Consider the following 25,673-nt stretch of genomic DNA (forward strand, 5'->3'; position numbering starts at 1 on the left):
GGTTGATTGGGTCAATCGGCGCTGAGCGCTTGGGTCATTGAGGCGATGGGGCCGCGGCGCCTACCCTGCGTAACGACTTCAGCCAGGGAGCACCTCCGCATGCAGCGCATAATCTTCGAAACCGAGCACAGCCTGTTTCGCGACGCGTTCAGCGCCTTTCTGAACAAGGAGGTAGTGCCCCATCAGGACGCGTGGGAAGAAGCCGGCATGGTCAGTCGCGAGGTGTGGCGCAAGGCCGGCGAGATGGGCTTCCTGCTGCCCTGGGCCGATGAGGAGTACGGCGGTTCCGGGCTCAAGGATTTCCGCTATGAGCAGATCATGTGCGAGGAACTGGCGAAGATTAACGAGGCAGGCTTCATGCTGCCGCTGCACTCGGCGCTCTGTGGCCCCTATATCGCCGAGTACGGCAACGCCGAACAGAAGGCGCGCTTCATGCCCGGGATCATCCGCGGCGAGCTGATCCTGGCGGTGGCGATGACCGAGCCGAGCGCGGGCTCCGACCTGGCCGGCATGCGTACCACGGCGGTGGACAAGGGCGACCACTACGTCCTCAACGGCTCCAAGGTGTTCATCTCCAACGGCCTGCTGGCCGATGTGGTGATAGTCGCGGCCAAGACCGACCCGGCCAACAAGCACGCCATGGGCCTGTTCCTGGTCGAGCGCGGCATGCCGGGGTTCGAGCGCGGCGCCAAGCTGAAGAAACTCGGCATGCACAGCCAGGACACCGCCGAGCTGTTCTTCAACGAGGTCAAGGTGCCCAAGGCCAACCTGCTGGGTGATGCCAAGGGCGGCTTCTACTACCTGATGAACATGCTCGCCCAGGAACGCCTGACCAACGCCTGCGGTGCGGTGGCCGGGGCCGAAGCGGCGTTGCAGGTGACCCTCGATTATGTGAGGGAGCGCAAGGCCTTTGACCGGCCAATCTCGCACTTCCAGAACACCCGTTTCAAGCTGGCCGAGATGCGCACCCAGATCGACGTCGCCCAGGTGTTCGTCGACCGCTGCGTGATGGATCACAATCAGAAGAAACTCACCCCGGAAGTGGCCGCCGAAGCCAAGCTGTTCACCACCGAACTGCTCGGCAAGGTGGTCGATGAAGGGGTGCAGTTGCACGGTGGCTGGGGTTATATGTGGGAGTACCCGATCTGCAAGATGTATGCGAACGCACGCATCCAGCGGATCTTCGCCGGCACCTCGGAGATCATGAAAGAGATCATCAGTCGCGGTATGCAGTTGTAGGGCGGTGCAACCCGCCATCCGGGCGCACGGACGTTGCATGAATCAGCTCAAGGAGCTGGTGCGGAGCGCCGAGGTGCAGGCCAAGTTCCTCCACGACAACGCCCGGCGGGTGTTCAAGCTGTGAACGCCGGTCTTGCAACGAGGCTTTGCGTAGCCCGGATGCAATCCGGGGGATGGTGGTCGATTTCTCCCGGATTGCATCCGGGCAACACGCCACGCGTTGTCCAATCCGCACACAAGGAGCCGTCATGAAAGGCCCGCTGTCCTCGCTGAAAGTGCTGGATTTCTCCACCCTGTTGCCGGGGCCGTTCGCCTCGCTGCTGCTCGCCGACATGGGCGCCGAGGTGTTGCGCGTCGAATCGCCCAGCCGCATGGATCTGCTCCGCGTGCTGCCGCCGCATGACGGCGGCGTATCGGCCAGCCATGCCTACCTCAACCGCAACAAGCGCTGCATCGCCTTGGACCTGAAACAGGCCGAGGCGGTGGCGCTGGTCAAGCAGTTGGTGGCCGAGTACGACATCGTCCTGGAGCAGTTCCGCCCCGGGGTGATGGACAAGCTCGGGGTTGGCTATGAGGCGCTCAAGGCGATCAACCCCAGGCTGATCTATGTGTCGATCACCGGTTATGGTCAGACCGGGCCGTACAAGGACCGCGCCGGCCACGACATCAACTACCTGGCCCTGGCCGGGATCGCCAGCTACACCGGGCGCCGCGACCGCGGGCCGCTGCCGCTCGGCGTGCAACTGGCGGACATCGCCGGCGGTTCGCTGCACGGGGTGATCGGCCTGCTGGCGGCGGTGATCCAGCGCCAGGTCACGGGCGAAGGCCAGCAGGTCGATGTTAGCATGACCGATTGCGCCTTCAGCCTGCACGGCATGGCCGGCGCTGGCTTCCTGGCCGCCGGGGTCGAGCCGCAGATGGAGAATCAGGCGCTCAACGGCGGCAGCTTCTACGACTACTACCGCACCCGCGATGGCCGCTGGTTCTCGGTCGGCAGCCTGGAACCGCAATTCATGCAGCAGTTCTGCACTGCCCTCGGCCGCCCGGAGTTGGCCGCGCGCGGCCTGTCGCCCAGCGCGCAAGACCAGCAGGCGCTCAAGCACGAGATCGAGATCGAATTCGAGAAGCGCGATTTCGCTGAGTGGAGCCAGCTGTTCGCCGGCCTGGATGCCTGCGTCGAACCCATGCTGAGCCTGGCCGAGGCGGTCGAGCACCCGCAGCTCAAGGCGCGCCAGCTGGTCGCCGAGGTGCCGCGTGCAGGCGGCGAACCGCAGCGGCAGATGGCCTGTCCGCTCAAGTTTTCCGCCGGTTTGCCCGAGCCCAGGCATATTGGCGCCGCGCTGGGTGCACACACCGAGGAGGTGCTGCGCGAGCTGGGCTATTCGGCCGAGCGGATCGCCGAGCTGAAGGCGGCCAAGGTCGTGGCGTAGGCGGGGGGATGGCCGGGCGACGTTCGGCTTTGGCCTGAACGCATATGCTTCGCACCGGCCACCCAATGCGGCGCCTCTCAGAACACCTGAAGCAGCCGGATATTCAGCCGGCTGTCCTCGCGAAAGCCGTGCTCCACTGCGATATCCCGGCCGACAGTGGCCGCCAGCTGGGTGCCGGGCAGGAAGAACCAGGCGAAACCCGCCGACCACTTGCTGCTGCGCTGGCTGTCGTCCAGCCAGCTCTGTTCCATGCGGTTCTCTCCGCCGGTCTGGTGGGACAGGCCGACGCGCAGGTCGAGGTTGTCGCGCAGCGGATAGCGCAGAAAGCCCTGGTACTGGTAGCTGGGTTTCTGCCGATGGCTCCACTTGTGCGCGCCATAGCTGTGGTTGCGCCCGTAGAAGGTCACATCGGCCGCCAGATCCAGCGCCAGCTTGTCGCCGAGCCCGATGACATAGCCGGCTTGCAGGTTGAACTTCCAGCGATTCTCGCCGAGATTCAGCACCCGGTCGTGGTCGTAACTGCCGAGCGGGATGAACAGATAGGGCGTGATGCCGAAGTAGCGCCGCCGCTCCGGCTGGTTGAGCAGCCAGATCGGCATCGCCAGGATCGGGTCGGCCAGGCCGCTGCTGTCGCCCAGGGCGCCGCTATCGTGACGACCGTCGAGGCGGCCGAATGGCAGCAGGATCTGTGGTGCGATGCGGTAGCCGCCCAGGTCGGTGTAGTGCACCAGACGCAGGATGCCGATCTGCGAATCCAGCCCGGCCGAGCCGGCCTGCTTGTGGCCGTCCCGATAGAGATGGTCGCGCTCCGCGTACTGCAGGTAGAGCAGCCCCAGGGTGGTGTCGGCGGCAGCGGGCACATAGTCGCCGGCATCCAGGTCCAGGGCTTGCGCGGGCCTGCCCCAGGACATCAGCGCGCCCAACAGCAGCAAGCCCCACAGCGCTATCCAGACTTTTGCATCGACTTGCCGGGCGCCGGGGCGCAGCGGCATTGGCGTATTTGGCAGCATCTTGCTTCCTCGTTTTCTTGTTTGATGTGAGCGGTGCAGGTATCGCCGGCAGCTGGGCTGCCGGGGTTATTGCTGCGGATGGCGTGGATCCCACAGCAGCCGATCCAGCCCCTGCTCGTACTGCATGCCGCGCGGGAAACTCACTAGCTCCAGCTGCAGGCCCCAGGGCGCCAGGAAGTACACCCAGGTCAGGCCGGCTGCCGGGCCTTCGCTGAAGGTGCTGGGCGTATCGAGCACCCGCACCTGCTTCGACTTCAGGTAGGCGATTGCCGCGTCCATGTCGTCCACGTAGAACGCCAGGTGGTGGCCGCCGATGTCGCTGTTGCGCGGCAACCGGCGGTTCTGATCCGGCGCGCTGTACTCGAAGATTTCCAGGTTGGTGCCGTTGCCGCAGCGGACCATCTGGAAGTCCTTGATCACGGCGCGCGGATGCACGTTGAGGTGGCGCTCCATCCAGTCGTCCGCGAACTTGAACTCGCCGAAGGTGAAGTAGGCTTCGCAGCCGAGTACCTCGACGAAGAAATCCGTCGCCTGGCGCAGGCTGGGAGCGGTGATGCCGATGTGCTGCAGGCCCTGCATGCCGGGAAGTCCACCGGCCAGCGCCAATGGCGACAGCACTGCAGCGGCGAGGGTGAGGATGAAATGGCGCAACAGGTGGATTGCTGCTCGGAAAGTCATGGCGATACTCCTGGTACAGGATGGGCAAGCGGTCGCCGGCCGCAGGCTTGCGCGCCTGCAACATCGGTCGACTGGGATAGTGCGAAGCGGGCAGGGGTCAGCGGCGCGGTAATCGCCGCGCCACTTGCTGGCCCAGCGGCACGCCGGGACGGCAAAGCAATGGCCAGGGCTGGCTCTCGGTGTTGCGGGTGGTATCGGTAAAAGGCATCGGGGTAATGGCGGGCATGCTGCATCCTCGTCTTGTTGTTATGGGGCCCGTGGCCGGGCTCATCGACTAGATGGCAGGACCCATGCCAACCCCGTTGCGGTGTTTGGCTGTGACTGCAGTTGTTTGATTTTTAATGGTTTTTGGGGTGATGGTAAAAACCTGTAGCGGCCGGCTGAAGGCCGCCGACTGTCACGCCGCTTACAGCTGTAATGCCCGTCGTTACAGGTATTACAGGCTTCGCAGGGCAGGCGGCGGGGGAGTAGACTCTGGTCCATAGACGGATGCGCCCGGTTTGCCAGCGAGCAGGCGGGCGCAACAAGAACAAGATCGTCACAGCGGACCCCGGCGCGTGCTGCCTGAGCATGCTGCGTCGCGCGTCCGAGGAGGCTGCATGCGCATCATCCCGCCCAGCAGTGTGCATATCGACACGGTGTTGTCCCATGCTGCCAACCCTGCACTGGCACCGCTGGGGCAAGGTTTCGACCCGCTGATCTCGCGCTCCTGGCAACGCTGCATTCAGGACTACGGTCTGGATCCGGCCAAGCCGGCACCACCGCGTTTCGTCCCGCGCCAGGTGCTGCTCGATCACCAGGATCAGGCCGACGAACTGATCAACGTGGCCCGCGCCGGCGTCGAACAGCTGTACCGGCATATCGCTGAGCTGGGTTACGTGGTGCTGCTCACCGACAACCGCGGGATCACCGTGCAGTTCCTCGGCGACCCGGACGACAAGGCCTCGCACCGCAAGACCGGCCTCTACCTCGGTGCCGACTGGAGCGAGGATCATGCCGGCACCTGCGCGGTGGGCACCTGCATCAAGGAGCAGCAGGCGCTGACCTGTCACCACCATGACCACTTCAGTGCCCACCATGTCAGCCTCACCTGCACCGCGGTGCCGATCTTCAACCCCCAGGGCCAGCTGCTCGCCGTGCTGGACATCTCCGCCCTGCAGTCGCCGCCCTCGAAAGACTCGCAGACCTTTGCCCTGCAACTGGTCAAGCAGTACGCGCGGATGATCGAGGATGCCTACTTCCTCAGGCGCTACCGCGACACGCACATCCTTTGCCTGGACAGCTCGCGCGAGTTCGTCCTGATCAACCGTCATTACCTGCTGGCGATGGCCGAGGATGGCAGCCTGCTGGCGGCCAACACCGCCGGCCGGCAACTGCTCGCCGAGTGCGCCCTGGAGCTGCCGCTGCGGCCCTCGGCGCTGGCCCCCAAGGTCGGCGTGCAACAGCTGTTCGATTGCGAGCTGGAGGATGTTTTCAATATCCCCTATGCCAGCGCCGACCATGTGCGCGCCTTCCGCACCCATCGGCAGAATGCGCTGTATTTCGCCGCCCTGATGGAGCCGCGCCGTGCGCCTGTGCAAGTGCTGGCCAGCAGCCACGCACTGCCGCGCTGCGCCCTGGACGAACTGGCCGACGACGACCCCTTGATGCGCAAGATGCTGGCCCGCGCCAAGCGCCTGTGCAGCGAACCCCTCAACGTCCTGCTCAATGGCGAGACCGGTACCGGCAAGGAACGCCTGGCCCGCGCCCTGCACGAGAGCGGCAATCGCAGCACGGCCGCCTTTGTCGCGATCAATTGCGCGGCCATGCCCGAGTCGCTGATCGAGAGCGAGCTGTTCGGCTACCAGCCGGGCAGCTTCACCGGCGCGCGCGGCAAGGGCATGCGCGGGCTGATCCAGCAGGCCGATGGCGGCACCCTGTTTCTCGACGAGATCGGCGACATGCCGCTGCACCTGCAGACCCGTCTGCTGCGGGTGCTGGCCGAGCAGGAAGTGATGCCGCTGGGCGCGGACAAGCCGATCAAGGTGGACATCCGGGTGATCGCCGCCAGCCACCGCGACATTCGCCAGATGATCGAGGCCGGCCAGTTTCGCGAGGACCTCTACTACCGCCTCAACGGTGCCACCCTGAAACTGCCGGCGCTGCGCGAGCGGGCCGACAAGGGCTACCTGATCGAGCGGCTGTTCATGGAGTTGAGCGAGCCGCGCCAGCGTCCGCCCCGCCTGCGCGGCGATGCCATGAGTGCGCTGCTGGGCTATGCGTGGCCGGGCAATATCCGCGAACTGCGCAACGCGCTGCAGTACGCCCTGGCCACCTGCGAAGGCGAGGAGATCACTGTCGACGACCTGCCCGAGCAGTGCCTGCCCAGCCCCGGGCCGCGCCTGCCTGCGCCGACAGAACCGGCGCGCACGCTGAGCGCCGATCCGGCTGCGCAGCTGGAGGCAACCCTGCGCCGGCACCGCTGGAATATCAGCGCCGCGGCGCGCGAGCTGTCGTTGTCGCGGCCGACCATCTACCGCTGGATGAAGGTCTACAACATCGTGCTGCCCAAGGCCCAGGAGTGAGCGGTTGTGAAAAAAAACGCTCGCCTGTTGCTGCCGCTCGATATTTTCACAGCCGCTGAGTCGCTGGAATGGCTACCAACCCGTCAGCGGGAAACGGCCCCAACCCTTAGTTGCGGTTCAGGCCGCGTTGCAGGGCCAGGTCCCAGGGCGGTGCCGGGCCGAAGCGGGCCTTGAGGAATTCCAGCAGCAGGCAGCTGCGCGAGCCGGTTTCGCGCTCCAGGCGCAGGGCGTAGATGCCGCTCGGTTCCGGAACCGGCAGGCCAGCTTCGCAGAACAGCGGCAGCAATTCGCCGCGCAGCAGGTAATCGCTGATCAGCCAGGTCGGCAGGTGGGCGATGCCCAGGCCGGCGAGGGCGCCGAACAGCAGGGTTTCGGCGTTGTTGGCGGTCATGCGCAGGCGTTTCGGTCGGCAGATCTGCAGCTTGCCGTCGACCTCGAAGCGCCAGGCGTAGGGTGGCGCCAGGCTGTCCCAGTCGAGGCCATCGTGCTCGATCAGTGCGCTGGGCGAGCGCGGCACGCCGCGCCGCGCCAGGTAATCCGGGCTGGCACAGACCACCCGCACCAGCGGCGCGAGGGCGGTGGCGACCAGGCGGGTGTCGGCCAGCGGGCCGATGCGCAGCACCAGGTCGACTTCGCCGAGGTGGGCGCCGTGCAGGTCGATGAAGCTGTCGATCAGGCGCAGTTGCACATCCAGCCCCGGATAGGCGATGAGAAATTCGGCAATCGCCGGTGCCAGGTGGCGCCTGCCAAAGGGCGCCGGTGCGTCGATGCGAATCAAGCCCTCCGGCGCGCTGCTCAGGGATACGGCCTCGGCACGGGCCAGGTTCAGCTCCGCGAGGATGCGCCTGGCGCGCTCGGCAAAGGCCTGCCCGGCCGGGGTGGCGCGTACCGCGTGAGTGCTGCGACTGAACAGGCTGCTGCCGAGCGAGCGCTCCAGGGCATCGATCCGTCGCGCCACGGCAGAAGGGGTGAGCGGATGGCGCCGGGCGGCGGCGGAGAAGCTGCCGCTTTCCAGCACGTCGAGAAACAGGCTGAGTTGGTCGGTCAGGGCGTCGGGGTTCATGCATGGCTCGCTTGTGCGTTATCAGCACAGCGATTGTGCGCTGCTGTGCGTTTCCGGGCCAGTCCTGGCCGGCTAGCATGCGCAGGACGCCAACGGAGCCACCGATGAACCCGATCGACTTTGCCCTGAACCTAATCCTCGGCGTGCTGCTGGGGACGCTGGGGGGCCTGTTCGGCATCGGCGGCGGCCTGATCGCGATTCCGGCTCTAGGCGTGCTGTTCGGGCTCGACCAGCAGTTGGCCCAGGGCACAGCCCTGGTGATGGTGGTGCCGAATGTGCTGCTGGCACTGTGGCGCTATCACCAGCGCAACCGCATCGACCTGCGCCATGCGCTGGCCCTGGCGCTCAGCGGTTTCGTGTGCGCCTTGCTCGGGGCGGGTTGGGCGGTGACGGTGGATGCCGAACGCATGCGCCTGGCCTTCGTCGGTTTTCTCCTGGCGCTGGCGCTCTACAACCTGTCGCGCGTGTATTGGCGCCCGGTGGCGGGCTGCAGCGAACTGCGTCAGCCCTGGCCCTGGCTGGCCGTTCTGGGCAGTGCTGCCGGTTTGCTCGGCGGCTTGTTCGGGGTCGGTGGTGCGGTGCTGGCCGTGCCGGTGCTGACCGGCGTGTTCGGCACCACCCAGTTGATGGCCCAGGGTCTGGCGCTGGCCCTGGCGGCGCCGAGTACGGCGGCGACCCTGGTGACCTATGCACTGCACGAGCATGTCGACTGGGCGCTGGCGCTGCCCCTGGCGCTGGGCGGGTTGCTCAGCATCAGTTGGGGCGTGCGGCTTGCCCACGCCTTGCCCGAGCGGCTGTTGCGTGCGCTGTTCGCCGGCTTCCTGCTGCTCTGTGCGCTGTTGCTCGGCCTTAGAGCCTGAAGCCTTCGATGATGTGCTCGGCCAGGGTTTCGGTCACCGGCGACTGGGTGCGCGCATTGCGCAGCAGCACGATGCTGGCCGAGGGCATGCTGGGCAGGCCTTCGGCTTCGCCGATGATGCGCAGGTCGGGGGTGATCAGGCTTTGCAATTGCGCGGTGATTGCCAGGCCGGCGCTGACCACCGCCATGATTCCCGAGAGGCTGGGGCTGGTGTAGGCGATGCGGTATTGACGCTCCATGGCGTCCAGCGCATTGCAGGCCCAGGAGCGGCAGAAGCACTCGGCATTGAACATCGCCAGCGGCAGCGGCTCCTGTTCGTGGGGGCTGAAACCCTGGGCTTCGGCCCAGACGATGCGTTCCTGGCGCAACAGCTGACCGATTTCGGTGCCCGGCTCGCGGGTGACGATGGTCAGGTCCAGGTCCTGGCGCTGCAACAGGTTGTACGACGGCTCGCAGTGCAACTCCACCTGTACCAGCGGGTAGGCCTGGGCGAAGCGCGAGAGGATGCCCGGCATAAAACGCATCACGTAGTCATCCGGGGTGCCGATGCGCACCGAGCCGACCATGTGCGGCTCGCGCATGGTGTTCATCACCTCGCCATGCAGCTTGAGGATGCGCCGGGCGTAGCCGAGCAGTACCTGGCCTTCGGCGGTCAGGCTGACCTGGCGGCCGTCGCGCTGGAACAGCGGGCGCTGGATCACATCCTCTTCCAGGCGTTTCATCTGCATGCTGACCGCCGACTGGGTGCGGTTGACCATCTCCGCGGCTCGGGTAAAGCCACCGTTGTCGGCAATGGCGACAAAGGTCCGCAGCAGTTCGCTGTCGATGCTCGGGTAGCTGGCCATTCATCAATCTCCGAGATGGGGTGCATCAGAAACATTCGTTGGATTGATCATAAGCCCAGCGCGAGACTGTCGCCAACCCCACAGGAGGGCGACGAGATGAAAGGTCAAAAAGGTTATGCAATAGCAAGTGTGTGGCCACGCCAAGCGGTGAGCCTGGGTGCTCTGGCCAGGGCGGTGTGGCATCAGCTCAAGCGCTGGCATGAGCTGGCCTGGCAGCGTCGGCAACTGGCGGCGCTCAATGATGCGGCGCTCAAGGATCTCGGCCTGAGCCGGGCGGATGTGATGCAGGAAACCGAGCGGCCGTTCTGGGACGATCCGCTGGCGAAGTAGCCAGCTTCAGGAGGATTTATGCTTGTCACAGGAAGTCTGTCCGCATGACTTCGCGCGCAAGGGCACCGATGTATTGCTGTTCCAGCTGGTGGTGCTGCTGCGCCGCCAGCTGGCGTCGAATATGGCGGTGTTCTCGTTTATGGCGCCGCTGTTCGGTGTGAGCTTCGGCGTGCTGATTCTCGATGAGCCCCTGAGCCTGAATTTCGTCGCTGGCGCGGCGCTGGTGTTGCTCGGTATCGTCCTGGTCAGCAATCATGCCTGGGTCAGCAGGCGCCTCAGTCTCTGGCGCTATGCCGAACGATAGAGACAAGGAGAAAGCATGTCCGCTTATCAGCTCGCGCAGTTGAATATCGCCAGCATGAAGGAGCCGCTGGAGTCCCCCGGTATGGCGGATTTCGTCGCCAATCTGGAGCGCATCAATGCGCTGGCCGAGGCCTCGCCGGGGTTCGTCTGGCGTTTGCAGGACGAGGCGGGCGATGCCACCGCGCTGCGCCCCTTTGGCGAAGAAGTGCTGGTCAATCTGTCGTTGTGGCGAGATGTCGAGGCGCTCAAGGACTATGTCTACAAATCCGCCCACGCGGAAATGCTCAAGCGCCGCAACGAATGGTTCGCGCGCATGGGCGAGGCGCATATGGTGCTCTGGTGGGTGCCGGCCGGCCATCTGCCCAGCGTCGGCGAGGCTGCCGAACGCCTGCAATTGCTCCGCGAGCTTGGGTCGACTGCGCAGGCGTTCAGTTTTCGCCAGGCGTTTGCGCCTGCGGATATGCCGGTTGCGGCGATGGCCTCGACGGTGACTGAGTGAATTCGCACAGGCTATGACTTCGCCCCAGACACTGACCCTCGCCCAAGCCCGGCGTCTGGCGCTGCGGGCCCAGGGCTTCGGCCGCGCGCTGCCGGGCGCGGTCGGTCACCGCCAACTGCTGGCACAGATCGCCCGGCTCGGCGTGTTGCAGATCGATTCGGTGAACGCCTTGGTGCGTTCGCATTACCTGCCGCTGTTCTCCCGCCTCGGCGCTTACGATCGAACGCTATTGGAACAAGCGGCCTGGAGTCAGGGGCGTCGTCGCGGCTTGTTCGAATACTGGGGCCATGAAGCCTCGTTGCTGCCGCTGTCGTTCTATCCGCTGCTGCGCTGGCGCATGCAGCAAGCGCGCGATGGCGAAGGCATCTATAAACAGCTGGCGCATTTCGGCCGCGAGCAGCAGCCATTGATTCGGCGGGTGTTGCAGGCGGTCCGCGAGCAAGGTGCTTTGGGCGCCGGCAGCCTGGGGCAGAAAACCGCCGGCAGCAGCGCCTGGTGGGGCTGGAGCGCGGAAAAGCATGCGCTGGAATGGTTGTTCGCCACCGGCGAGGTGACCGTCGCCGGACGCCGCGGTTTCGAGCGTTTATATGATCTGCCGGAACGGGTATTGCCGACGGCGGTGCTGAATGCGCCCGAGCTGGATAGCGCCGAGGCCCAGCGCCGCTTGCTGTTGCACGCGGCCGAGGCGTTGGGCGTGGCCACGGAGAAGGACCTGCGCGACTACTACCGCCTGGAGGCTCGCGACATCCAGGCGCGGCTGGCCGAACTGCTCGAAGCCGGTGAACTCCAGCAGCTGCGGGTGCAGGATTGGGCGCAGCCCGCGTATTGCCGGGGCGCGCCGACCATTCCGCGCAAGGTCGAGGCCAGCGCCTTGCTTTCGCCCTTCGACTCGCTGATCTGGGAGCGGGCGCGTACCGAGCGCTTATTCGACTTCCGCTATCGCCTGGAGATCTACACCCCGCCGCACAAGCGGGTGTATGGCTACTACGTGTTGCCGTTTCTGCATAAGGAGCGTCTGGCGGCGCGGCTGGATCTGCGCGCCGAACGCGCTCATGGCTGTCTGGCCGTGCATGCTGTGCATGTGGAAACGCCAGGGCTGGATGAACCGGGTTTGGCGGCGCTGGCGCTCAACCTGCGGGCCTTGGCTGGTTGGTTGGGGCTGGAGCGCGTAGCGCTCAACTGCACGAGCGGCATCGCCGCACGTCTGCGTGGGTATCTCGGCTGAGACCGCGAGTCGGCAATCGGCTACGGCTTCCGCTACAATGCGCGGCGAATTTGTCTTGCCCGAGAGCCCACCATGTCCGCCTGTCAGACCCCGATCATCGTTGCCCTGGATTTCCCGACCCGTGATGCCGCCCTGGCGCTGGCCGATCGGCTCGACCCCGGGTTGTGCCGGGTCAAGGTCGGCAAGGAACTCTTCACCCGCTGCGGCCCGGATATCGTCGGTGCCCTGGCTGGCAAGGGTTTCGAGGTGTTCCTCGATCTGAAATTCCATGACATTCCCAACACCACGGCGATGGCGGTCAAGGCCGCGGCCGAGCTGGGCGTGTGGATGGTCAACGTGCACTGCTCGGGCGGCCTGCGCATGATGGCGGCTTGCCGCGAGACCCTGGACAAGCTGGCCGGCGCCAAACCGCTATTGATCGGCGTCACCGTGCTGACCAGCATGGAACGCGAGGACCTGGCCGGCATCGGCCTGGATATCGAACCCCAGGCGCAAGTCTTGCGTCTGGCGGGTCTGGCCGCGCAAGCCGGGCTGGATGGTCTGGTGTGTTCCGCCCAGGAAGCCCAGGCGCTCAAGGCCGCTTATCCGGCGTTGCAGCTGGTCACTCCCGGCATTCGTCCGGCGGGCAGCGCCCAGGACGATCAACGGCGTATTCTGACTCCGCGCCAGGCGCTGGATGTCGGTTCCGATTATCTGGTCATCGGCCGGCCGATCAGTCAGGCCAGCGATCCGGCACAGGCCTTGGCGGCGGTCGTGGCCGAGCTGGCCTGATAGCCCGTCAACAATTACAGTCGCTCAATTCGACTCAGTCAGGTTCTTGCCATGCATCCCGCCGCCGAAGATTCGCCACTGGGTAAGTCCAGCGAATACATCGCTACCTACACGCCGTCGCTGCTGTTCCCGATTGCGCGCGCCGCCAAGTGGGCCGAGCTGGGCCTGACGGCCGAGACTCTGCCGTATCAGGGGGTGGATTTCTGGAACTGCTTCGAGCTGTCCTGGCTATTGCCTTCGGGTAAGCCGGTGGTGGCCATCGGCGAGTTCGCCATCCCGGCGGATTCGCCGAATATCATCGAGTCGAAATCCTTCAAGCTGTACCTCAACTCGTTGAATCAGACGGCGTTCGCCGACATCGCCGAATTGCAGGAAGTGTTGCGCCGGGATTTGTCGGCGGTCGCCGGCAAGTCGGTGGGTGTACGCGTGCGCAGTTTGGCCGAGGTGACGGCCGAAGGGGTGGCGACGCTGCCCGGGCAGTGCATCGATGACCTGGATGTGGTCATCAGCAACTACGCCCGACCGCAGCCGGAACTGCTGCGTTGCGAGCCGCAGCGGCTAGTCGAGGAAAGTCTGCACAGCCACCTGTTGAAGTCCAACTGCCCGGTCACCGGCCAGCCGGATTGGGGCAGCGTGGTGGTGCAGTACCGCGGCGCGGCGCTGGATCACGCCAGTTTGCTGGCCTATCTGGTGAGCTTTCGCCAGCATGCGGATTTCCACGAGCAGTGCGTGGAGCGGATCTTTCTCGATCTGCAGCACCTGCTCCAGCCCGAGTACCTGACGGTGTATGCCCGTTACGTACGTCGCGGCGGCCTGGATATCAATCCCTACCGCAGTACGGCGGCGATAGCGCCGGACAACCGGCGCTTGGTGCGCCAGTAACGGGGAGGAGGCGGCAAGCTGGAAGCGTCAAGCAAGAGCTTGCGCACACCAGGGCAGCTTGCCGCTGCCTCTCAGATCCCCATGTTGGCCAGGCTCTGCACGATGTTGCGCAAGGTGCCGGCCAGGGTCGGATGACTGGCTTCGAAACGTTCCACTGCCAGGTTGACGCCATCAATCAGGGTGGCATCCGGTGCGGCCGCCGCTTGGCGGGCCAGCTGGAGTTCGATTTCCTGGGTCAGGACAAATAGCGATGCCCGTTCTTCTTCAGTCAGTGGCGGATCCTGAGCCAACTGTTCGCGCAGCTCTTCCAGCTGTTGCTGCAGACGGTTTGCAGGCATAAATCTCTCCCTTTATTGATAGGCAAAACATTGACCCTGCGCCTTCGCGGAGGCCCTTGCATGCTTGCTAGGGTAATCCAAGCGGCGCGGCTTTGCTTGCCCGGGATCAAATCTATTGCTTGAGCTGGTTGGGGCGTCGGGCGTATGGAGACGGTCGCAATCGGCGAGAGTTTTTGCGCAACCGCTCAGGGTTTTTCCCCCTTCTGTCGGCGTGAGCCGAGGTCGGCCAGGCAGGGACCGAGTTCGCTCAATTGATCTATTACCGCGTGCACGCCGAGGCGATATAGAGTCAAGGTCGCCTGGGTGCGCAGGCGGTCGCGCTCGGCTGCTGCGAGAGTTTGCCAGTCTGCTGGCGCCTGGCCACAGAGTGGTCCGCAGGCCGCCAGGCCGATGGTCCACAGCCCGGCATTGAGGCCGGCCTGGAGCAGGCGCGGTTCGCCGCTGATCAGCACGCAGCCATCGAGTTGCTCGACCTGCAAGTCCGCCAGTGCCTGCCAGCAGGCATCCGGCGCCGGCCAGGCGCGGCCGACTCGGCTCGGGGTGGCAGGGAGCCAGTCGGGCAGCGGGGTCGCCAGGGCGATGCTGGCATCACGCGGCAGTTCATCGAGCCAGGCACAGGGCACTTTCTGCTGGTGCAGTTGTTGCAACTGCTGCAGGGCGCCCGGAGTGAGTTCGGCGTGTTCGCAGGCTGCTTCGCTCAAGGCCTGCTCGAAGGCCTGTCGCTCGCCAGCGCTGGGCGTGCGGCCAAGCCGTTGCTCCAGGGCACCAGGTACGGCATTGAGCTGTTCGCCACCGTGTCGTGGATACAGGCGTTGCATGGCCGTGGGCAATGTGCGTGCACCAAAGTCCACCAGGCAACCGGATAAACCAAAAAGCAAGGCAGTGAAGGCGGGAGGGGTGACTGGCATGCTGGTCATCCTTGAAGTTATCAGGTCCAGTGTGCGGGCTGCTGATGACGACAAGATGAAGCTTATGTGACGGCTAGCGGCAAAGACGCTCGATCCGTATGGCGGGGGGCTGGTGTCCGATCAGTCGACGCCCATGATGATTGCCCATGTCCCACCTGACGAGGGGGAGGGATATTGAGTAAGGTTTTTTCCTGCAGTTTGCTGGTCCCCTCGACTGCCTATTTGGCTGCATCAGGCTTTATACTGCCGGGCCTCTATGGTCGCCCTGGGGCCGGCCGACAATTTTTCTCAAGGAGAGACCCTAATGCCTGTAATCGGTGCGAACTGGATCGATCGTCTGGGCCGATTGTGCGCCTGTGCCAGTCTGGTACTGCTTCCGTTGGTGGCTCAGGCCGCTGAAGATGACCCGTGGGAAGGCTTCAATCGGGCGATCTTCCGCTTCAACGACACCCTCGACACCTATGCGCTCAAGCCGTTGGCGCAGGGCTATCAGGCGGTAACCCCACAGTTTCTCGAAGACGGCGTGCATAACGTCTTCGGCAATATCGGCGATGTTGGCAACCTGGCCAACAACGTGCTGCAAGGCAAGCTGCACGATGCCGGTGTGGACACCAGTCGGGTGATCTTCAACACCACCTTTGGCGTACTGGGCTTCTTCGATGTGGCCCGAGAAATGGGCCTGCAGCGCAGCGACGAAGACTTCGGTCAGACTTTCGGCGCTTGGGGCCTGGGCAGTGGACCCTATGTGGTGCTGCCGCTGCTCGGTCCGAGTACGGTGCGCGATACGTTCAGCAAAGCGCCGGACAGCCTGCTCCAGCCTTACCGGTATATGGACCATGTGCCGACCCGTAACCTCACGCGCGGTGTGAATGTTATCGATACCCGTGCCAGTTTGCTGTCGGCCGAGCGGATGGTCAGTGGCGACAAGTACATCTTCATCCGCAACGCCTACCTGCAGAACCGTGAGTTCAAGGTGCGCGACGGTGATGTCGAGGACGATTTCTAGCGTCCTGCCTTCAGGCATTTCATGCAAAAAAGGCGGCCATACCAGGCCGCCTTTTTTGCGTTTTGAGTGCTGCCGATTTCAACTCATCGACAGAATCGTCAGGCCCAGGGTCTGGCGGCCATTGTCCAGGTCGCTGACGCGTACCACCTCGGCTTCGGCCACCAGCCCTTTGAGCTGGTTATGGTCGGAGGCGATATGCACCTTGATCTTGTCACCCAGCTTCAGCGCACACTCGACTTCGAGCTGCATGCCGGTACTCGACAGGTCGAGGCACAGTGCGGGAATTTCCTTTCCGCCATGCTGCAGGGTGACCGGTGCTTCCAGTCGCATGCGGATGTAATCGCGTTTTTCGCTGTAATCGTGATTACTTTGGCTCATGGACGCTATCCTCTTTGTTGTAGGGTTCTCCTGTGGCCCTTATAACCTTCGCCGATTTGCGGTGTAAAGTCGCGTAGCGATGACTGGCGCATGCTTGAATCGAGGTGCGTATGGGAGTACCGTCAGCGCCTTGAGACGAACCGAGTACACGTGCGCAGGCCGATGGCCTGGTGCTTACGCCTAGCCTTGCCCCGGCGCAGTTTGCCTGGATACCCAATGCACAAAACCAGTGCCACGCTGCTGATTATCGATGACGACGAAGTGGTGCGCGCGAGTCTTGCGGCCTACTTGGAAGACAGCGGCTTCAACGTTCTGCAAGCCTGTAATGGCCTGGAAGGCTTCGAGGTGTTCCAGCGCGAACAGCCGGATGTCGTGATCTGCGATTTGCGTATGCCGCAGGTCGATGGCCTCGAGCTGATCCGGCGGATCAACGAGCTGCAGGTGGAAACCCCGGTTATCGTGGTATCGGGCGCCGGCGTGATGAACGACGCGGTCGAGGCCTTGCGCCTGGGCGCCGCCGATTACCTGATCAAGCCCCTGGAAGATCTCGCGGTGCTCGAACATTCGGTGCGCCGCGCGCTGGATCGCTCGCATCTGCGCCAGGAGAACCAGCGCTATCGGGAACAACTGGAGGCAGCCAACATCGAGCTGCAAGCCAGCCTGCATCTGTTGCAGGAAGACCAGAATGCCGGTCGGCAAGTGCAGATGAACATGCTGCCGGTCACGCCCTGGAAAGCCGATGGTCTGCAATTCGCCCACCAGATCATTCCGTCGCTCTATCTGTCCGGGGACTTCGTCGATTACTTCCGCGTCGATGAGCGCCGCATCGCCTTTTACCTCGCGGACGTGTCCGGGCATGGCGCCTCTTCGGCATTCGTCACCGTGCTGCTGAAGTTCATGACTACCCGCTTGCTCTATGAATTGCGGCGCAATGGCAGCTTTCCCGCGTTCAAGCCTTCGGAAGTCCTCGGCCATATCAACCGTGGCCTGATCAATTGCAAGCTGGGCAAGCACGTGACCATGCTGGGCGGGGTCATCGATGCGCAGCTGGGCCAGCTGACTTACAGCATCGGCGGCCATCTGCCGCTGCCAGTGCTTTACAGCGAAGGTGAAGCGCATTACCTGACCGGGCGTGGTTTACCGGTTGGCTTGTTCGATGAGGCCGAATACAGCGATCATGTGCTGAAATTGCCGGAATCGTTCAGCTTGACGCTGCTATCTGACGGTATTCTCGATCTGCTGCCAGGCGATACCCTGCAGGAAAAAGAACTCGCGCTGCCCCGTTTGGTCAGTTCGGCAGGCGGAACCCTGGATGGTTTGCGTCAAGTGTTTGGGCTGGCCAATCTGGCGGATATGCCGGATGATATTGCCTTGCTGGTGTTAAGCAGGAACCTTGCATGAATCCTGGGATGAGCCCCGGTAGAATCCAGTTCGCCGAACAAGACGGTACCTTCGTACTGAAGTTTGTTGGTGAAGTGCGCCTGACCCTGTGTTCGGCGCTGGATTCCACCATTGAAAAGATTTTTACTGCGCTGAATTTCACCGCCATCGTCATCGACCTGACCGAAACGCGCAGCATCGACAGCACCACCCTGGGCTTGCTGGCCAAGCTATCGATTCTCTCGCGGCAGAAGATCGGTCTGCTGCCAACCGTGGTGACCACCCATCCCGACATCACGCGGCTGTTGCAGTCGATGGGCTTCGATCAGGTGTTCAACATCGTCGATACGCCAATTCCCTGTCCAGAGTGCCTGGACGATCTACCCTCGCAGGATCAATCGGAAGAAGTGGTGCGGGCCAAAGTGCTGGAAGCTCACCGCATCTTGATGGATCTGAACGACTCCAATCGCGAAGCCTTCCACGATCTGGTCAATGCGCTAGAGCATCACTGATAGGCTGCTGTCTTCAATAGATGCGGGGCGCGCGATGAGCATCGGCGCCCCGCGTTGCATTCAGGCGAGGTCGGCGAGCAGCGTTTCCAGTTTTTCCTGGTCGCGAGCGAATTGGCGAATGCCTTCGGCAAGCTTTTCCGTAGCCATCGGATCCTCGTTCATCGCCCAGCGGAACTGGCTTTGCTCTAGGCTTTGCCGCGCTTCGGCGGGCTGGCCGCTGCTCAGCTTGCGCTCGAGCGGGGACTGGTCATCGGCCAGTTGCTGCAGCAGTTCCGGGCTGATGGTCAGACGGTCGCAACCGGCCAACTGCTCGATCTGGCCAATGTTGCGGAAGCTGGCGCCCATCACTACGGTCGCGTAGCCATTGGCCTTGTAGTAGTTGTAGATGCGCGTCACCGACTGCACGCCCGGATCCTCTGCGCCGACGAAATCACGCCCTTCGGCTTTCTTGTACCAGTCGTAGATCCGGCCCACGAACGGTGAGATCAGGAACACCCCGGCATCGGCGCAGGCCTGGGCCTGGGCAAAGGAAAACAGCAGTGTGAGGTTGCACTGGATGCCGGCTTTTTCCAGTTGTTCGGCGGCGCGGATACCTTCCCAGGTCGAGGCGATCTTGATCAGGACCCGCTCGCGGCCGATGCCAGCCTGGCCATACAGGTCGATCAGGCGTTCGGCACGGCGCAAGGTGGCCTGAGTATCGAAGGACAGGCGCGCATCGACTTCGGTGGAAATACGCCCCGGAATGATCTTGAGAATTTCCTGGCCGACCGTCACGCCGAAGCGGTCGCAGGCCAGGCCCAGGTCACCCTGGCTGGCGCTGACGGCATTTTTCAGTAGCTCGGCGTAGCGCGGCATGGCGGCGGCTTTAAGCAGCAGTGACGGATTGGTGGTGGCGTCGACCGGTTGCATGCGGGCGATGGCGTCGAGGTCGCCGGTATCGGCGACCACAGTGGTGAACTGCTTGAGTTGATCCAGCTTGGAAGTCATGGTCCTGCCTTATCGTTACTGATGCCATGACCTTACCCGAGTCAGCGCCCTTGCAGCAATTGCGCCGCCTGATCGAACAGCACCAGGGGCTCGGCGGTCTTGTGAATATCCACCGACAAGAGCTGGCGGAAGCGCCGGGCGCCGTTGAAGCCCTGGGCCAGGCCAAGCATGTGGCGGGTGATGTGGTGCATGCTGCCGCCCTCGGCCAGGTGCTCGGCAATATAACCACGCATCGATTGCATCGCCTCGAAGCGGCTGAGTACCGGTGCCGTCGAGCCGAACAGCTGTTGATCGACCTGTGCCAGCAGGTAGGGATTGTGATACGCCTCGCGACCGAGCATCACGCCATCGAAGGTCTGCAGGTGGGTCTGGCATTCCTCCAGGGTCTTGATGCCGCCGTTGAGGATGATCTGCAAATCCGGGAAGTCGCGTTTGACCTGCGCCGCCAAGTCATAGCGCAGTGGCGGTACTTCGCGGTTTTCCTTGGGTGACAGCCCGGAAAGAATGGCGATGCGCGCATGCACGGTGAAGCTCTGGCAGCCGGCGTCGCGCACCTGGCCGATGAAATCGCACAGTTCCGCATAGCTGTCGCGGCCGTCGATGCCGATACGGTGCTTGACGGTCACCGGAATGCTCACCGCATCGCCCATCGCCTTGACGCATTCGGCGACCAGCGCCGGATGGGCCATCAGGCAGGCGCCGATCATATTGTTCTGCACCCGGTCGCTGGGGCAGCCGACATTCAGGTTGACCTCGTCGTAGCCTGCCGCTTCAGCCAGCTTGGCGCAGGCCGCCAGTTCGGCCGGCACGCTGCCACCCAGCTGCAGCGCCAGTGGGTATTCCGCGGTGCTATGGCGTAGAAAGCGCGCGCTATCGCCATGCAGCAGCGCACCCGTGGTGACCATCTCGGTATACAGCAGCGCATGCCGCGACAACTGACGCAGGAAAAATCGGCAGTGCCTGTCCGTCCAGTCCATCATCGGGGCAACAGAAAACCTCCTGCTTGGCTCAGGCCGTGGTTTTGCTGGCGTTGAGCCTGATTTAGTGGGGGTTTCTGTTTCGCTCATTTGCTACCGTTTCCGCTTGTTTTTGCTTGTTTCTGAATGTGCTTTGCTACAATGTAGCAAGACAGTTTCGTCGTGTAGCAAAATTATGGGCTCTATCACTATCCGCAAGCGCAAGGACGGGTCTGCACGGTATACCGCGCAAATCAGGATCATGCAGCAGGGCGTGACAGTTTATCAGGAAAGCCAGACGTTCGACCGTAAGGCCACGGCGCAGGCCTGGATCAAGCGGCGCGAGACTGAGCTGGCTGAACCAGGTGCCATTGCCAAGGCAAATCGCAAGGGTGTGACGGTCAAGGAAATGATCGAGTGCTACCTCGATGAGTACGAAAAGATCAGGCCGTTGGGCAAGACCAAGCGCGCCACGCTAAGGGCCATTAGCCAGACATGGCTTGGAGACCTTAAAGACTCTCAAATCACCAGCCAACAGCTGGTCGAGTACGGCAATCGTCGGATGCAGGAGGATGGTATTCAGGCTCAGACGCTCGGTAATGATCTGGCTCACCTGGGCGCCGTGTTCTCTGTAGCAAGGCCGGCATGGGGGTTCGACATTGATCCGATGGCAATGCCTGATGCGCGCCGTGTACTGCGCAACATGGGGGCTGTGACCAAGAGTAGGGAAAGGAGTCGCCGACCAACGCTTACCGAGTTGGACAAGCTGCTGACCTACTTTTTCGAAATGCGCGAACGCCGCAAGCAACAGATTGATATGGCGCGGGTGATGGTGTTCGCGCTGTTCTCGACGCGCCGCCAAGAAGAGATAACGCGCATTCGCTGGGATGCCATGGATGAGACGGGGCAGCGGGTACTGATCACCGACATGAAGAATCCGGGCCAGAAGCACGGCAATGATGTGTGGTGCCTGGTTCCAGATGAAGCGTGGCAAGTAATCCAGTCAATGCCCCGCATTGCCGCTGAGGTGTTCCCCTATAACTGTCGGTCCGTGTCGGCATCCTTTACCCGCGCCTGCAACTTTCTGGAGATTGACGACCTGCATTTTCACGACCTGCGCCACGATGGTGTGAGTCGGCTATTTGAAATGGGATGGGATATTCCGAAGGTAGCCAGTGTGTCGGGGCATCGGGATTGGAACTCGATGCGGCGCTACACGCACCTGCGGGCGAACGGTGATCCTTACAAGGATTGGCCATGGTTGGAAAAGGTAGTAACTGGCCCCGTTATAGGGGCCGTGTCAGGTTAGGAGGCTCGGCGTATGCCGCGGCCCATCAGCTTGTCGTGCTCGGCTTTGGCCTTGCTGTGCTGGGCATCAAGGTACGCAGCTAGGTCATACAGGTGGACGCCCCGCGCTGACTTCTGGCTGCTCTCCATAGGTACCAGGGTCAGGTCTATCTGGCCAGAGGCGACCTTGAGCTTCATTTTCTCCGGCGTCAGGTGGCTGAAGTAGTCAGCGCAGACTCGCTCAAGTGGGATGATGGCCTGCCCGTTGTACTGGGCCATCAGTAGGAAAATAGTATTCATATCGCACCCCCGTGGCCTAGCAGGCTGATATCCACGTTCTTCTCCATCAGCTGCTTGAGCGACAGGAAGAGCATCGGGCGCCCGCCGGCCATGTCAGCATAGGGCTCAGTCTTCACAAAATACGGTTCCTCTTGGATCAGTTTGATGAACTGCGCGGCGCTGGCGATGACCGGGGTGGTGCGTTCATCGACGTTGCAATAGCGCGCGTAACTGGCGTGGGTCAGCACCGGATCGAGCACCAGGTACTCCGGGGTCACCGCATACTGCAGGCCTTCGTGCAGGTACACATGGCCGACCTTGGCCTCGTCGGCGCTGCGCGAAATGGCGATGATCACCGCGATCTTCTGCATGACTAGGTCGATCTCGGACTGCACGTAGCCGTCACCGTCATTGGCCAAACGGTCGGTTACCGCCTTGATCACCGTTTCGAGGATCGTCAGCGACCGTGACAGACGCAGCTGCGCACAGATTTCGAGGAGCTTCCAAAGCCCCACCAGGACGATCAGCAGCGAGTAGCGCGGGCGGTCGTCCATGTGCTCCGGGAGCAACTTGGAAGCCTTGCCCATCAGGTGCTCGATATCGTCCAGGGTGGTGGTCAGCGCACTGGCCATGATCGTCTTGCCGAGCCGGCGCAGCTGCTGGCGGGACTTGCTGGCGAGGCGGAAATCGTCGCGGCACTGGCCGCGCTTCACCTTGGTGAGGTGCAGGCGCAGGCTGCGCTCCTGAATCGCTGGCATCTCGATCTCCTGCTCGGAGATGACGATCACCGGGGCGCTGACCGGGATGGCGATGGCTTCGGCGCCGACCCGGCCCATGCCCCGGCCGCCGTTCGGGCGGCCCTTGAGGGTGGCCTCAGCATTCCACGCCGACTTGATCCGTTCGCCGATGTCCTTGTAGCCGGCGTTGGTCATCTTCGAGCGGTTGAACTCTTCGACGATGCGCGGCACGGTGGTGGTACCGGCGAGGTAGTCGAGCATGCCGTAGTGCGAGGTCGACGGGGCGCTGACGCCACTGTCCAGCTGCATGTAGTCGGTGCCGTTCAGCCAGGTGATCAGACCCGCCGTCATCGACTTGCCGGAGCCGGCGCTGCCCCACAGGGAGAGGATCGGGAACTGTTTGTACAGGTACATCAGGTGGGTCTTGAAGTGGGCGGCGACAGACCAGCCGATCATAACCCCGACCTCATATTTCTGGTTGATCCGCAGCAGGTGGTAGAGCGCCTTGTCCACCTCCACATCGGCCCGCTCGCACATCGGCGTGTGGGCCAGGAACGGTCGCGCCTGCAGGTTGCCGAGGTACTGGTGGGTGCCCTGAACCTTCACCGAGTTGATGCTCATGTCGGGCTCGACGTAGGTGAACACCGCGTTGTTGTCGATGAAGTCCAGGTGGACCCCACAGGTATAAACCTGGAAGACTTCTCCCACGTCCTGATCCCCCTGATAAACCGCTTTCTTGATCCGCTGCACGTCGAGATCGGTGCCGTGGAACGTCAGGTCGGAAAGACCCTCGATCTCACGCAGGAACGCAGCGCGGCCGGCGAATGACGATTCCTTGAACAGAATATTGCCAACCTCGATGCCCCCTCTCAGCACGGTCATACGGGTGCCGACCCGACGCGGACTGGTGCCGTCCTGCGGCACGTCGATGAACACGTCCAACGGCTGCAGGGTGAAGTCACTGATGCGCCGCTTACCATCGCCGAACTTCACGTAGTAGCCGTCATGCAGGGCTTCGGCGGTGATGTTCAGGTCGAGGCCACCGTCCTGCCCGCCCCCGCCCTCAATCGCGCAGCCTTCGCAGGGGCGCTTGCTCAGCAGGGCGCGGATCGCGTTGCAACCGAAGCTGAAACTCGGCGTGTGCTCGACGTAGCGAATCTGCGCCTCGATGTGGTCGCGCCGGGCCTTCGGCGTGTTGTATTTGCTGCTCTTGGCGCTGCTGGCCAGGCGCGAGGCCAGGCTGTCGGCGACGCTCTGCGAGACCCCGGCGCGGACGATGTAGGTGGCGAGTTGGGTGGCCTGCTGGTTGAAGCTGGCGTCGCCCTTCACGTCCTTGTTGTCGCAGATCGCCTGGACACAGGCCGGCACCGGCTCGCGGATTTTCTCAATGTCAGACGAGCTGGCGATGATCATTACCTTGGGCTTGGTGTTGACGCGCTTCTTGGACTCATCAAATATGGCCTTCAGCTCATGCACCACCAGCCCTTGCGGGTTGTCGAATTCGACGTTGCGCGGACCTTTCACCCATTCGCGGTAGGTCGCCTCGTCCAGGGTATCCAGCTCGTCGACGGTCACCGGCACGCGGTAGTTGCCATCGGCGCGCTGCAGGTTGGCAATGCGGAAGCTGTTGCCCCGGCCGCCACAGTACACTGCGAAGTCGAGACCCAGGACGAACAGCTCGCGTGCCATCTCCTTGTAGATTTCCGGCAGGCGCAGAGTGAACCGGTAGCTGGTGAACAGGCTTTCCGGGACCAGCACATGCAGGCCCTTGGAACCGGACAAGTAGACCTGGATCACGTACTTCGGTACACCCATCTTGACCAGCTTGTCGACCAGTTCCTTGCCGCTGGCGATGGCCAGCGGCAGGTCGTCCTTGCAGTCGATGTCGAAGTACAGCGGCCCCCGGTAGCCCAGCTTGTCGCGGTTGCGCGGCACCTCGGGATCGGTGCCGTCGGCGACCATTTGGTTCAGCGCCAGGATCGTGAGCTTCTTTGCCCCTGCGGCCTTGGCCAGCGCCACCGGGTCTTCGCCGTTGTTACTGGACAGAGGTGTCCATGCATCATGCTCAGAGCGCTGATAGTAGTAATACATATTGTATCCTTCTCGACTTAATAATTTTTATGTGGCCCGTAGTTAACTCCAGCAGGAGGCAGTCTCTTGTCCTGGTTGATATTTATCGGTCGCAGATAGAGGAGCAATTGACGAGCCGGTCGAATGCGGTGTTATGCAAGTGGCCAACGAAATTGGTGAGATAAAATTGTGCCGCGAAGAGGTTCCGGGCATGCGGAGCGTATATGCCTGGTGTTCTTCGGCGGTGTTTTGGGGGGCAGATATAGAGCTATTATTATTTGTAACGCGTGCAGATAGTCCCCATAAATTGAAGTTTGTGTAGTTTTGGAGGGCTGGAGCAGAAGCCCACAGTGAGTTGGGGTTAAATTTGAGTTTCGCTCTTTCTTTACGGAGCGGTTACTTGTAATAAAGCCTTCGATTCCCCCGGTGTCAGGCTCTATAAGCTTCTGTATTTTTTTCCATAACTGTTAAATAGGTCCGGGATCTACGGGGCTTTCAGGATACGAAAAATTGTTCGAGATACCACGTTGTTCGGCTTCCTTCGCAATGCTTTCAGCCAGAGCAGTGAATGTATGAACAGTTCGCATTTTTTGGTGGGAAATGCGTTGCAAGGCCAGAGGACGTTTGTGTTTGGGGTAGCGCTGGCCATGTTTGTCGAACGTAGGGCTGAAAAGGCGGTAGTCTTTTTCCTGGAGCCCTCGATTCTCGATGGTCTTACGCAGGTTGCTGGTGGAAGGGCGATTTGGCAGCGCCACCACCAGCAGATCCCCGGGAGCCATCCGGTTGTATGTCAAGGCCAAGGAGTCGTAGAGAACGGTGGATTTGCGAAGCTGCTGGCCTCGACCACCAGCCTCGCTCGTCATGTGGTCGTAGCTGGGGGTGTCAGTCTCGATGACTATGTACTCGAAATCGTCAGTAGCCCATTCTGGTTTTTTAACATATTCGTCTTTGCTATCCATGTATCTACTCCACTCGGTTATGACTGCACGCGTCTACTGCCTGATTTCAGTATGAGCCGACTTTTTAGAATCTGCCGATAGAAGACATAGATCCATCGCGCTTTCCCGGGGAATGTTGCTTTGATTCTTAAGCAAGAGTGGTCGGAGCCCCGTAACCTGTAAGCCTTGTGCTTGATCA

27 protein-coding genes and 2 pseudogenes are annotated in these 25,673 nt (G+C 62.6%); 16 read left to right on the forward strand and 13 right to left on the reverse strand.

The window, feature by feature from the left end; genetic code table 11:
• Positions 1 to 99: 99 nt before the first annotated feature.
• The 3 genes from G9C89_RS21095 to G9C89_RS21100 all read left to right on the forward strand — a co-directional run bounded on the left by G9C89_RS21095 (position 100) and on the right by G9C89_RS21100 (position 2,669).
• A complete protein-coding gene (locus G9C89_RS21095; protein WP_172151881.1) occupies positions 100 to 1,239 on the forward strand; it encodes an acyl-CoA dehydrogenase family protein in 1,140 nt (379 codons plus the stop codon).
• 4 nt (positions 1,240 to 1,243) lie between these two features.
• Positions 1,244 to 1,363 (forward strand): amidohydrolase, encoded by a 120-nt coding sequence (locus tag G9C89_RS25050; RefSeq protein ID WP_218575955.1) that lies wholly within the window; start codon positions 1,244 to 1,246, stop codon positions 1,361 to 1,363.
• A 124-nt stretch (positions 1,364 to 1,487) separates the two neighbouring features.
• Positions 1,488 to 2,669: a CaiB/BaiF CoA transferase family protein gene (locus tag G9C89_RS21100; protein WP_172151883.1), complete on the forward strand. Its 1,182-nt coding sequence runs from the start codon at positions 1,488 to 1,490 to the stop codon at positions 2,667 to 2,669.
• 77 nt (positions 2,670 to 2,746) lie between these two features.
• Here G9C89_RS21100 and G9C89_RS21105 read toward each other — a convergent pair whose 3' ends face one another.
• The 3 genes from G9C89_RS21105 to G9C89_RS25310 all read right to left on the reverse strand — a co-directional run bounded on the left by G9C89_RS21105 (position 2,747) and on the right by G9C89_RS25310 (position 4,583).
• On the reverse strand, positions 2,747 to 3,679 hold the full coding sequence (locus G9C89_RS21105; protein WP_256674349.1) for a transporter: 933 nt from the start codon (positions 3,677 to 3,679) through the stop codon (positions 2,747 to 2,749).
• A gap of 66 nt (positions 3,680 to 3,745) precedes the next feature.
• Positions 3,746 to 4,357 (reverse strand): VOC family protein, encoded by a 612-nt coding sequence (locus G9C89_RS21110; protein WP_172151885.1) that lies wholly within the window; start codon positions 4,355 to 4,357, stop codon positions 3,746 to 3,748.
• A gap of 97 nt (positions 4,358 to 4,454) precedes the next feature.
• The gene (locus G9C89_RS25310; protein WP_256674350.1) at positions 4,455 to 4,583 is read right to left on the reverse strand and encodes a hypothetical protein; all 129 of its coding nucleotides are present in this window, start codon (positions 4,581 to 4,583) and stop codon (positions 4,455 to 4,457) included.
• Between the two features lie 373 nt (positions 4,584 to 4,956).
• On the opposite strand from G9C89_RS25310, the gene G9C89_RS21115 reads away from it, so the two are divergent.
• On the forward strand, positions 4,957 to 6,921 hold the full coding sequence (locus G9C89_RS21115) for a sigma-54-dependent Fis family transcriptional regulator (protein WP_172151887.1): 1,965 nt from the start codon (positions 4,957 to 4,959) through the stop codon (positions 6,919 to 6,921).
• A 106-nt stretch (positions 6,922 to 7,027) separates the two neighbouring features.
• On the opposite strand, the gene G9C89_RS21120 is transcribed toward G9C89_RS21115, so the two are convergent.
• Positions 7,028 to 7,984, reverse strand: a complete 957-nt coding sequence (locus G9C89_RS21120) for a LysR family transcriptional regulator (RefSeq protein WP_172151889.1) — start codon at positions 7,982 to 7,984, stop codon at positions 7,028 to 7,030.
• A gap of 104 nt (positions 7,985 to 8,088) precedes the next feature.
• Here G9C89_RS21120 and G9C89_RS21125 point away from each other — a divergent pair, with 104 nt between their 5' ends.
• Complete coding sequence (locus G9C89_RS21125) at positions 8,089 to 8,844, forward strand: sulfite exporter TauE/SafE family protein (protein WP_172151890.1); 756 nt, start codon at positions 8,089 to 8,091, stop codon at positions 8,842 to 8,844.
• Here the strand turns inward: G9C89_RS21125 and G9C89_RS21130 are convergent.
• Positions 8,834 to 9,688, reverse strand: a complete 855-nt coding sequence (locus tag G9C89_RS21130; protein WP_172151892.1) for a LysR substrate-binding domain-containing protein — start codon at positions 9,686 to 9,688, stop codon at positions 8,834 to 8,836. The genes G9C89_RS21125 and G9C89_RS21130 overlap by 11 nt on opposite strands.
• On the opposite strand from G9C89_RS21130, the pseudogene G9C89_RS25695 reads away from it, so the two are divergent.
• From G9C89_RS25695 to queF, 7 genes and pseudogenes are all read left to right on the forward strand, one after another.
• Positions 9,670 to 9,735 (forward strand): annotated as a pseudogene (locus G9C89_RS25695) (hypothetical protein); the annotation flags it as partial. The gene G9C89_RS21130 and the pseudogene G9C89_RS25695 sit on opposite strands and share 19 nt — an antisense overlap.
• A gap of 49 nt (positions 9,736 to 9,784) precedes the next feature.
• A complete protein-coding gene (locus tag G9C89_RS21135; protein WP_172151894.1) occupies positions 9,785 to 10,018 on the forward strand; it encodes a DUF1127 domain-containing protein in 234 nt (77 codons plus the stop codon).
• A 94-nt stretch (positions 10,019 to 10,112) separates the two neighbouring features.
• Positions 10,113 to 10,322, forward strand: a pseudogene (locus G9C89_RS21140) (EamA family transporter); the annotation flags it as partial.
• A gap of 15 nt (positions 10,323 to 10,337) precedes the next feature.
• The gene (locus tag G9C89_RS21145; protein WP_172151896.1) at positions 10,338 to 10,820 is read left to right on the forward strand and encodes a DUF3291 domain-containing protein; all 483 of its coding nucleotides are present in this window, start codon (positions 10,338 to 10,340) and stop codon (positions 10,818 to 10,820) included.
• A 13-nt stretch (positions 10,821 to 10,833) separates the two neighbouring features.
• Positions 10,834 to 12,045: a winged helix-turn-helix domain-containing protein gene (locus G9C89_RS21150; protein ID WP_172151898.1), complete on the forward strand. Its 1,212-nt coding sequence runs from the start codon at positions 10,834 to 10,836 to the stop codon at positions 12,043 to 12,045.
• Between the two features lie 72 nt (positions 12,046 to 12,117).
• On the forward strand, positions 12,118 to 12,816 hold the full coding sequence (gene pyrF, locus G9C89_RS21155) for an orotidine-5'-phosphate decarboxylase (RefSeq protein WP_172151900.1): 699 nt from the start codon (positions 12,118 to 12,120) through the stop codon (positions 12,814 to 12,816).
• A gap of 51 nt (positions 12,817 to 12,867) precedes the next feature.
• The gene (gene queF / locus G9C89_RS21160; RefSeq protein WP_172151902.1) at positions 12,868 to 13,698 is read left to right on the forward strand and encodes an NADPH-dependent 7-cyano-7-deazaguanine reductase QueF; all 831 of its coding nucleotides are present in this window, start codon (positions 12,868 to 12,870) and stop codon (positions 13,696 to 13,698) included.
• 71 nt (positions 13,699 to 13,769) lie between these two features.
• Here the strand turns inward: queF and G9C89_RS21165 are convergent, their stop codons facing one another.
• Entirely contained in the window at positions 13,770 to 14,036 is a 267-nt protein-coding gene (locus tag G9C89_RS21165) for a DUF4404 family protein (RefSeq protein ID WP_172151904.1), read from the reverse strand.
• Positions 14,037 to 14,221: 185 nt separating this feature from the next.
• A complete protein-coding gene (locus G9C89_RS21170) occupies positions 14,222 to 14,944 on the reverse strand; it encodes an HAD family phosphatase (protein WP_172151906.1) in 723 nt (240 codons plus the stop codon).
• A 304-nt stretch (positions 14,945 to 15,248) separates the two neighbouring features.
• Between G9C89_RS21170 and G9C89_RS21175 the strand changes: the two genes are divergently transcribed.
• Entirely contained in the window at positions 15,249 to 15,950 is a 702-nt protein-coding gene (locus tag G9C89_RS21175) for an MlaA family lipoprotein (RefSeq protein ID WP_172151908.1), read from the forward strand.
• A 78-nt stretch (positions 15,951 to 16,028) separates the two neighbouring features.
• Here G9C89_RS21175 and G9C89_RS21180 read toward each other — a convergent pair whose 3' ends face one another.
• On the reverse strand, positions 16,029 to 16,328 hold the full coding sequence (locus G9C89_RS21180) for a PilZ domain-containing protein (RefSeq protein WP_172151910.1): 300 nt from the start codon (positions 16,326 to 16,328) through the stop codon (positions 16,029 to 16,031).
• Positions 16,329 to 16,544: 216 nt separating this feature from the next.
• Here G9C89_RS21180 and rssB point away from each other — a divergent pair, with 216 nt between their 5' ends.
• Both rssB and rssC read left to right on the forward strand, forming a co-directional pair.
• The gene (gene rssB, locus G9C89_RS21185; protein WP_172151912.1) at positions 16,545 to 17,729 is read left to right on the forward strand and encodes a two-component system response regulator RssB; all 1,185 of its coding nucleotides are present in this window, start codon (positions 16,545 to 16,547) and stop codon (positions 17,727 to 17,729) included.
• A gap of 8 nt (positions 17,730 to 17,737) precedes the next feature.
• Complete coding sequence (gene rssC, locus G9C89_RS21190; protein WP_172151914.1) at positions 17,738 to 18,220, forward strand: anti-sigma factor antagonist RssC; 483 nt, start codon at positions 17,738 to 17,740, stop codon at positions 18,218 to 18,220.
• Between the two features lie 60 nt (positions 18,221 to 18,280).
• Here rssC and tal read toward each other — a convergent pair whose 3' ends face one another.
• Complete coding sequence (gene tal, locus G9C89_RS21195; protein WP_172151916.1) at positions 18,281 to 19,207, reverse strand: transaldolase; 927 nt, start codon at positions 19,205 to 19,207, stop codon at positions 18,281 to 18,283.
• 41 nt (positions 19,208 to 19,248) lie between these two features.
• Complete coding sequence (dusA, locus tag G9C89_RS21200) at positions 19,249 to 20,274, reverse strand: tRNA dihydrouridine(20/20a) synthase DusA (RefSeq protein ID WP_172151918.1); 1,026 nt, start codon at positions 20,272 to 20,274, stop codon at positions 19,249 to 19,251.
• An 85-nt stretch (positions 20,275 to 20,359) separates the two neighbouring features.
• On the opposite strand from dusA, the gene G9C89_RS21205 reads away from it, so the two are divergent.
• Complete coding sequence (locus G9C89_RS21205; protein WP_172151920.1) at positions 20,360 to 21,472, forward strand: tyrosine-type recombinase/integrase; 1,113 nt, start codon at positions 20,360 to 20,362, stop codon at positions 21,470 to 21,472.
• On the opposite strand, the gene G9C89_RS21210 is transcribed toward G9C89_RS21205, so the two are convergent.
• From G9C89_RS21210 to G9C89_RS21220, 3 genes are all read right to left on the reverse strand, one after another.
• On the reverse strand, positions 21,469 to 21,750 hold the full coding sequence (locus G9C89_RS21210) for a pyocin activator PrtN family protein (RefSeq protein ID WP_172151922.1): 282 nt from the start codon (positions 21,748 to 21,750) through the stop codon (positions 21,469 to 21,471). The two genes, G9C89_RS21205 and G9C89_RS21210, sit on opposite strands and share 4 nt — an antisense overlap.
• Positions 21,747 to 24,557: a hypothetical protein gene (locus G9C89_RS21215; RefSeq protein ID WP_172151924.1), complete on the reverse strand. Its 2,811-nt coding sequence runs from the start codon at positions 24,555 to 24,557 to the stop codon at positions 21,747 to 21,749. The genes G9C89_RS21210 and G9C89_RS21215 overlap by 4 nt, the downstream gene beginning before the upstream one ends.
• 446 nt (positions 24,558 to 25,003) lie before the next feature.
• Positions 25,004 to 25,495: a hypothetical protein gene (locus tag G9C89_RS21220; RefSeq protein ID WP_172151925.1), complete on the reverse strand. Its 492-nt coding sequence runs from the start codon at positions 25,493 to 25,495 to the stop codon at positions 25,004 to 25,006.
• Positions 25,496 to 25,673 lie beyond the last annotated feature (178 nt).

Origin of the sequence: Pseudomonas tumuqii (assembly GCF_013184545.1) — a bacterium.
Taxonomy (GTDB): Bacteria; Pseudomonadota; Gammaproteobacteria; order Pseudomonadales; family Pseudomonadaceae; genus Aquipseudomonas; species Aquipseudomonas tumuqii.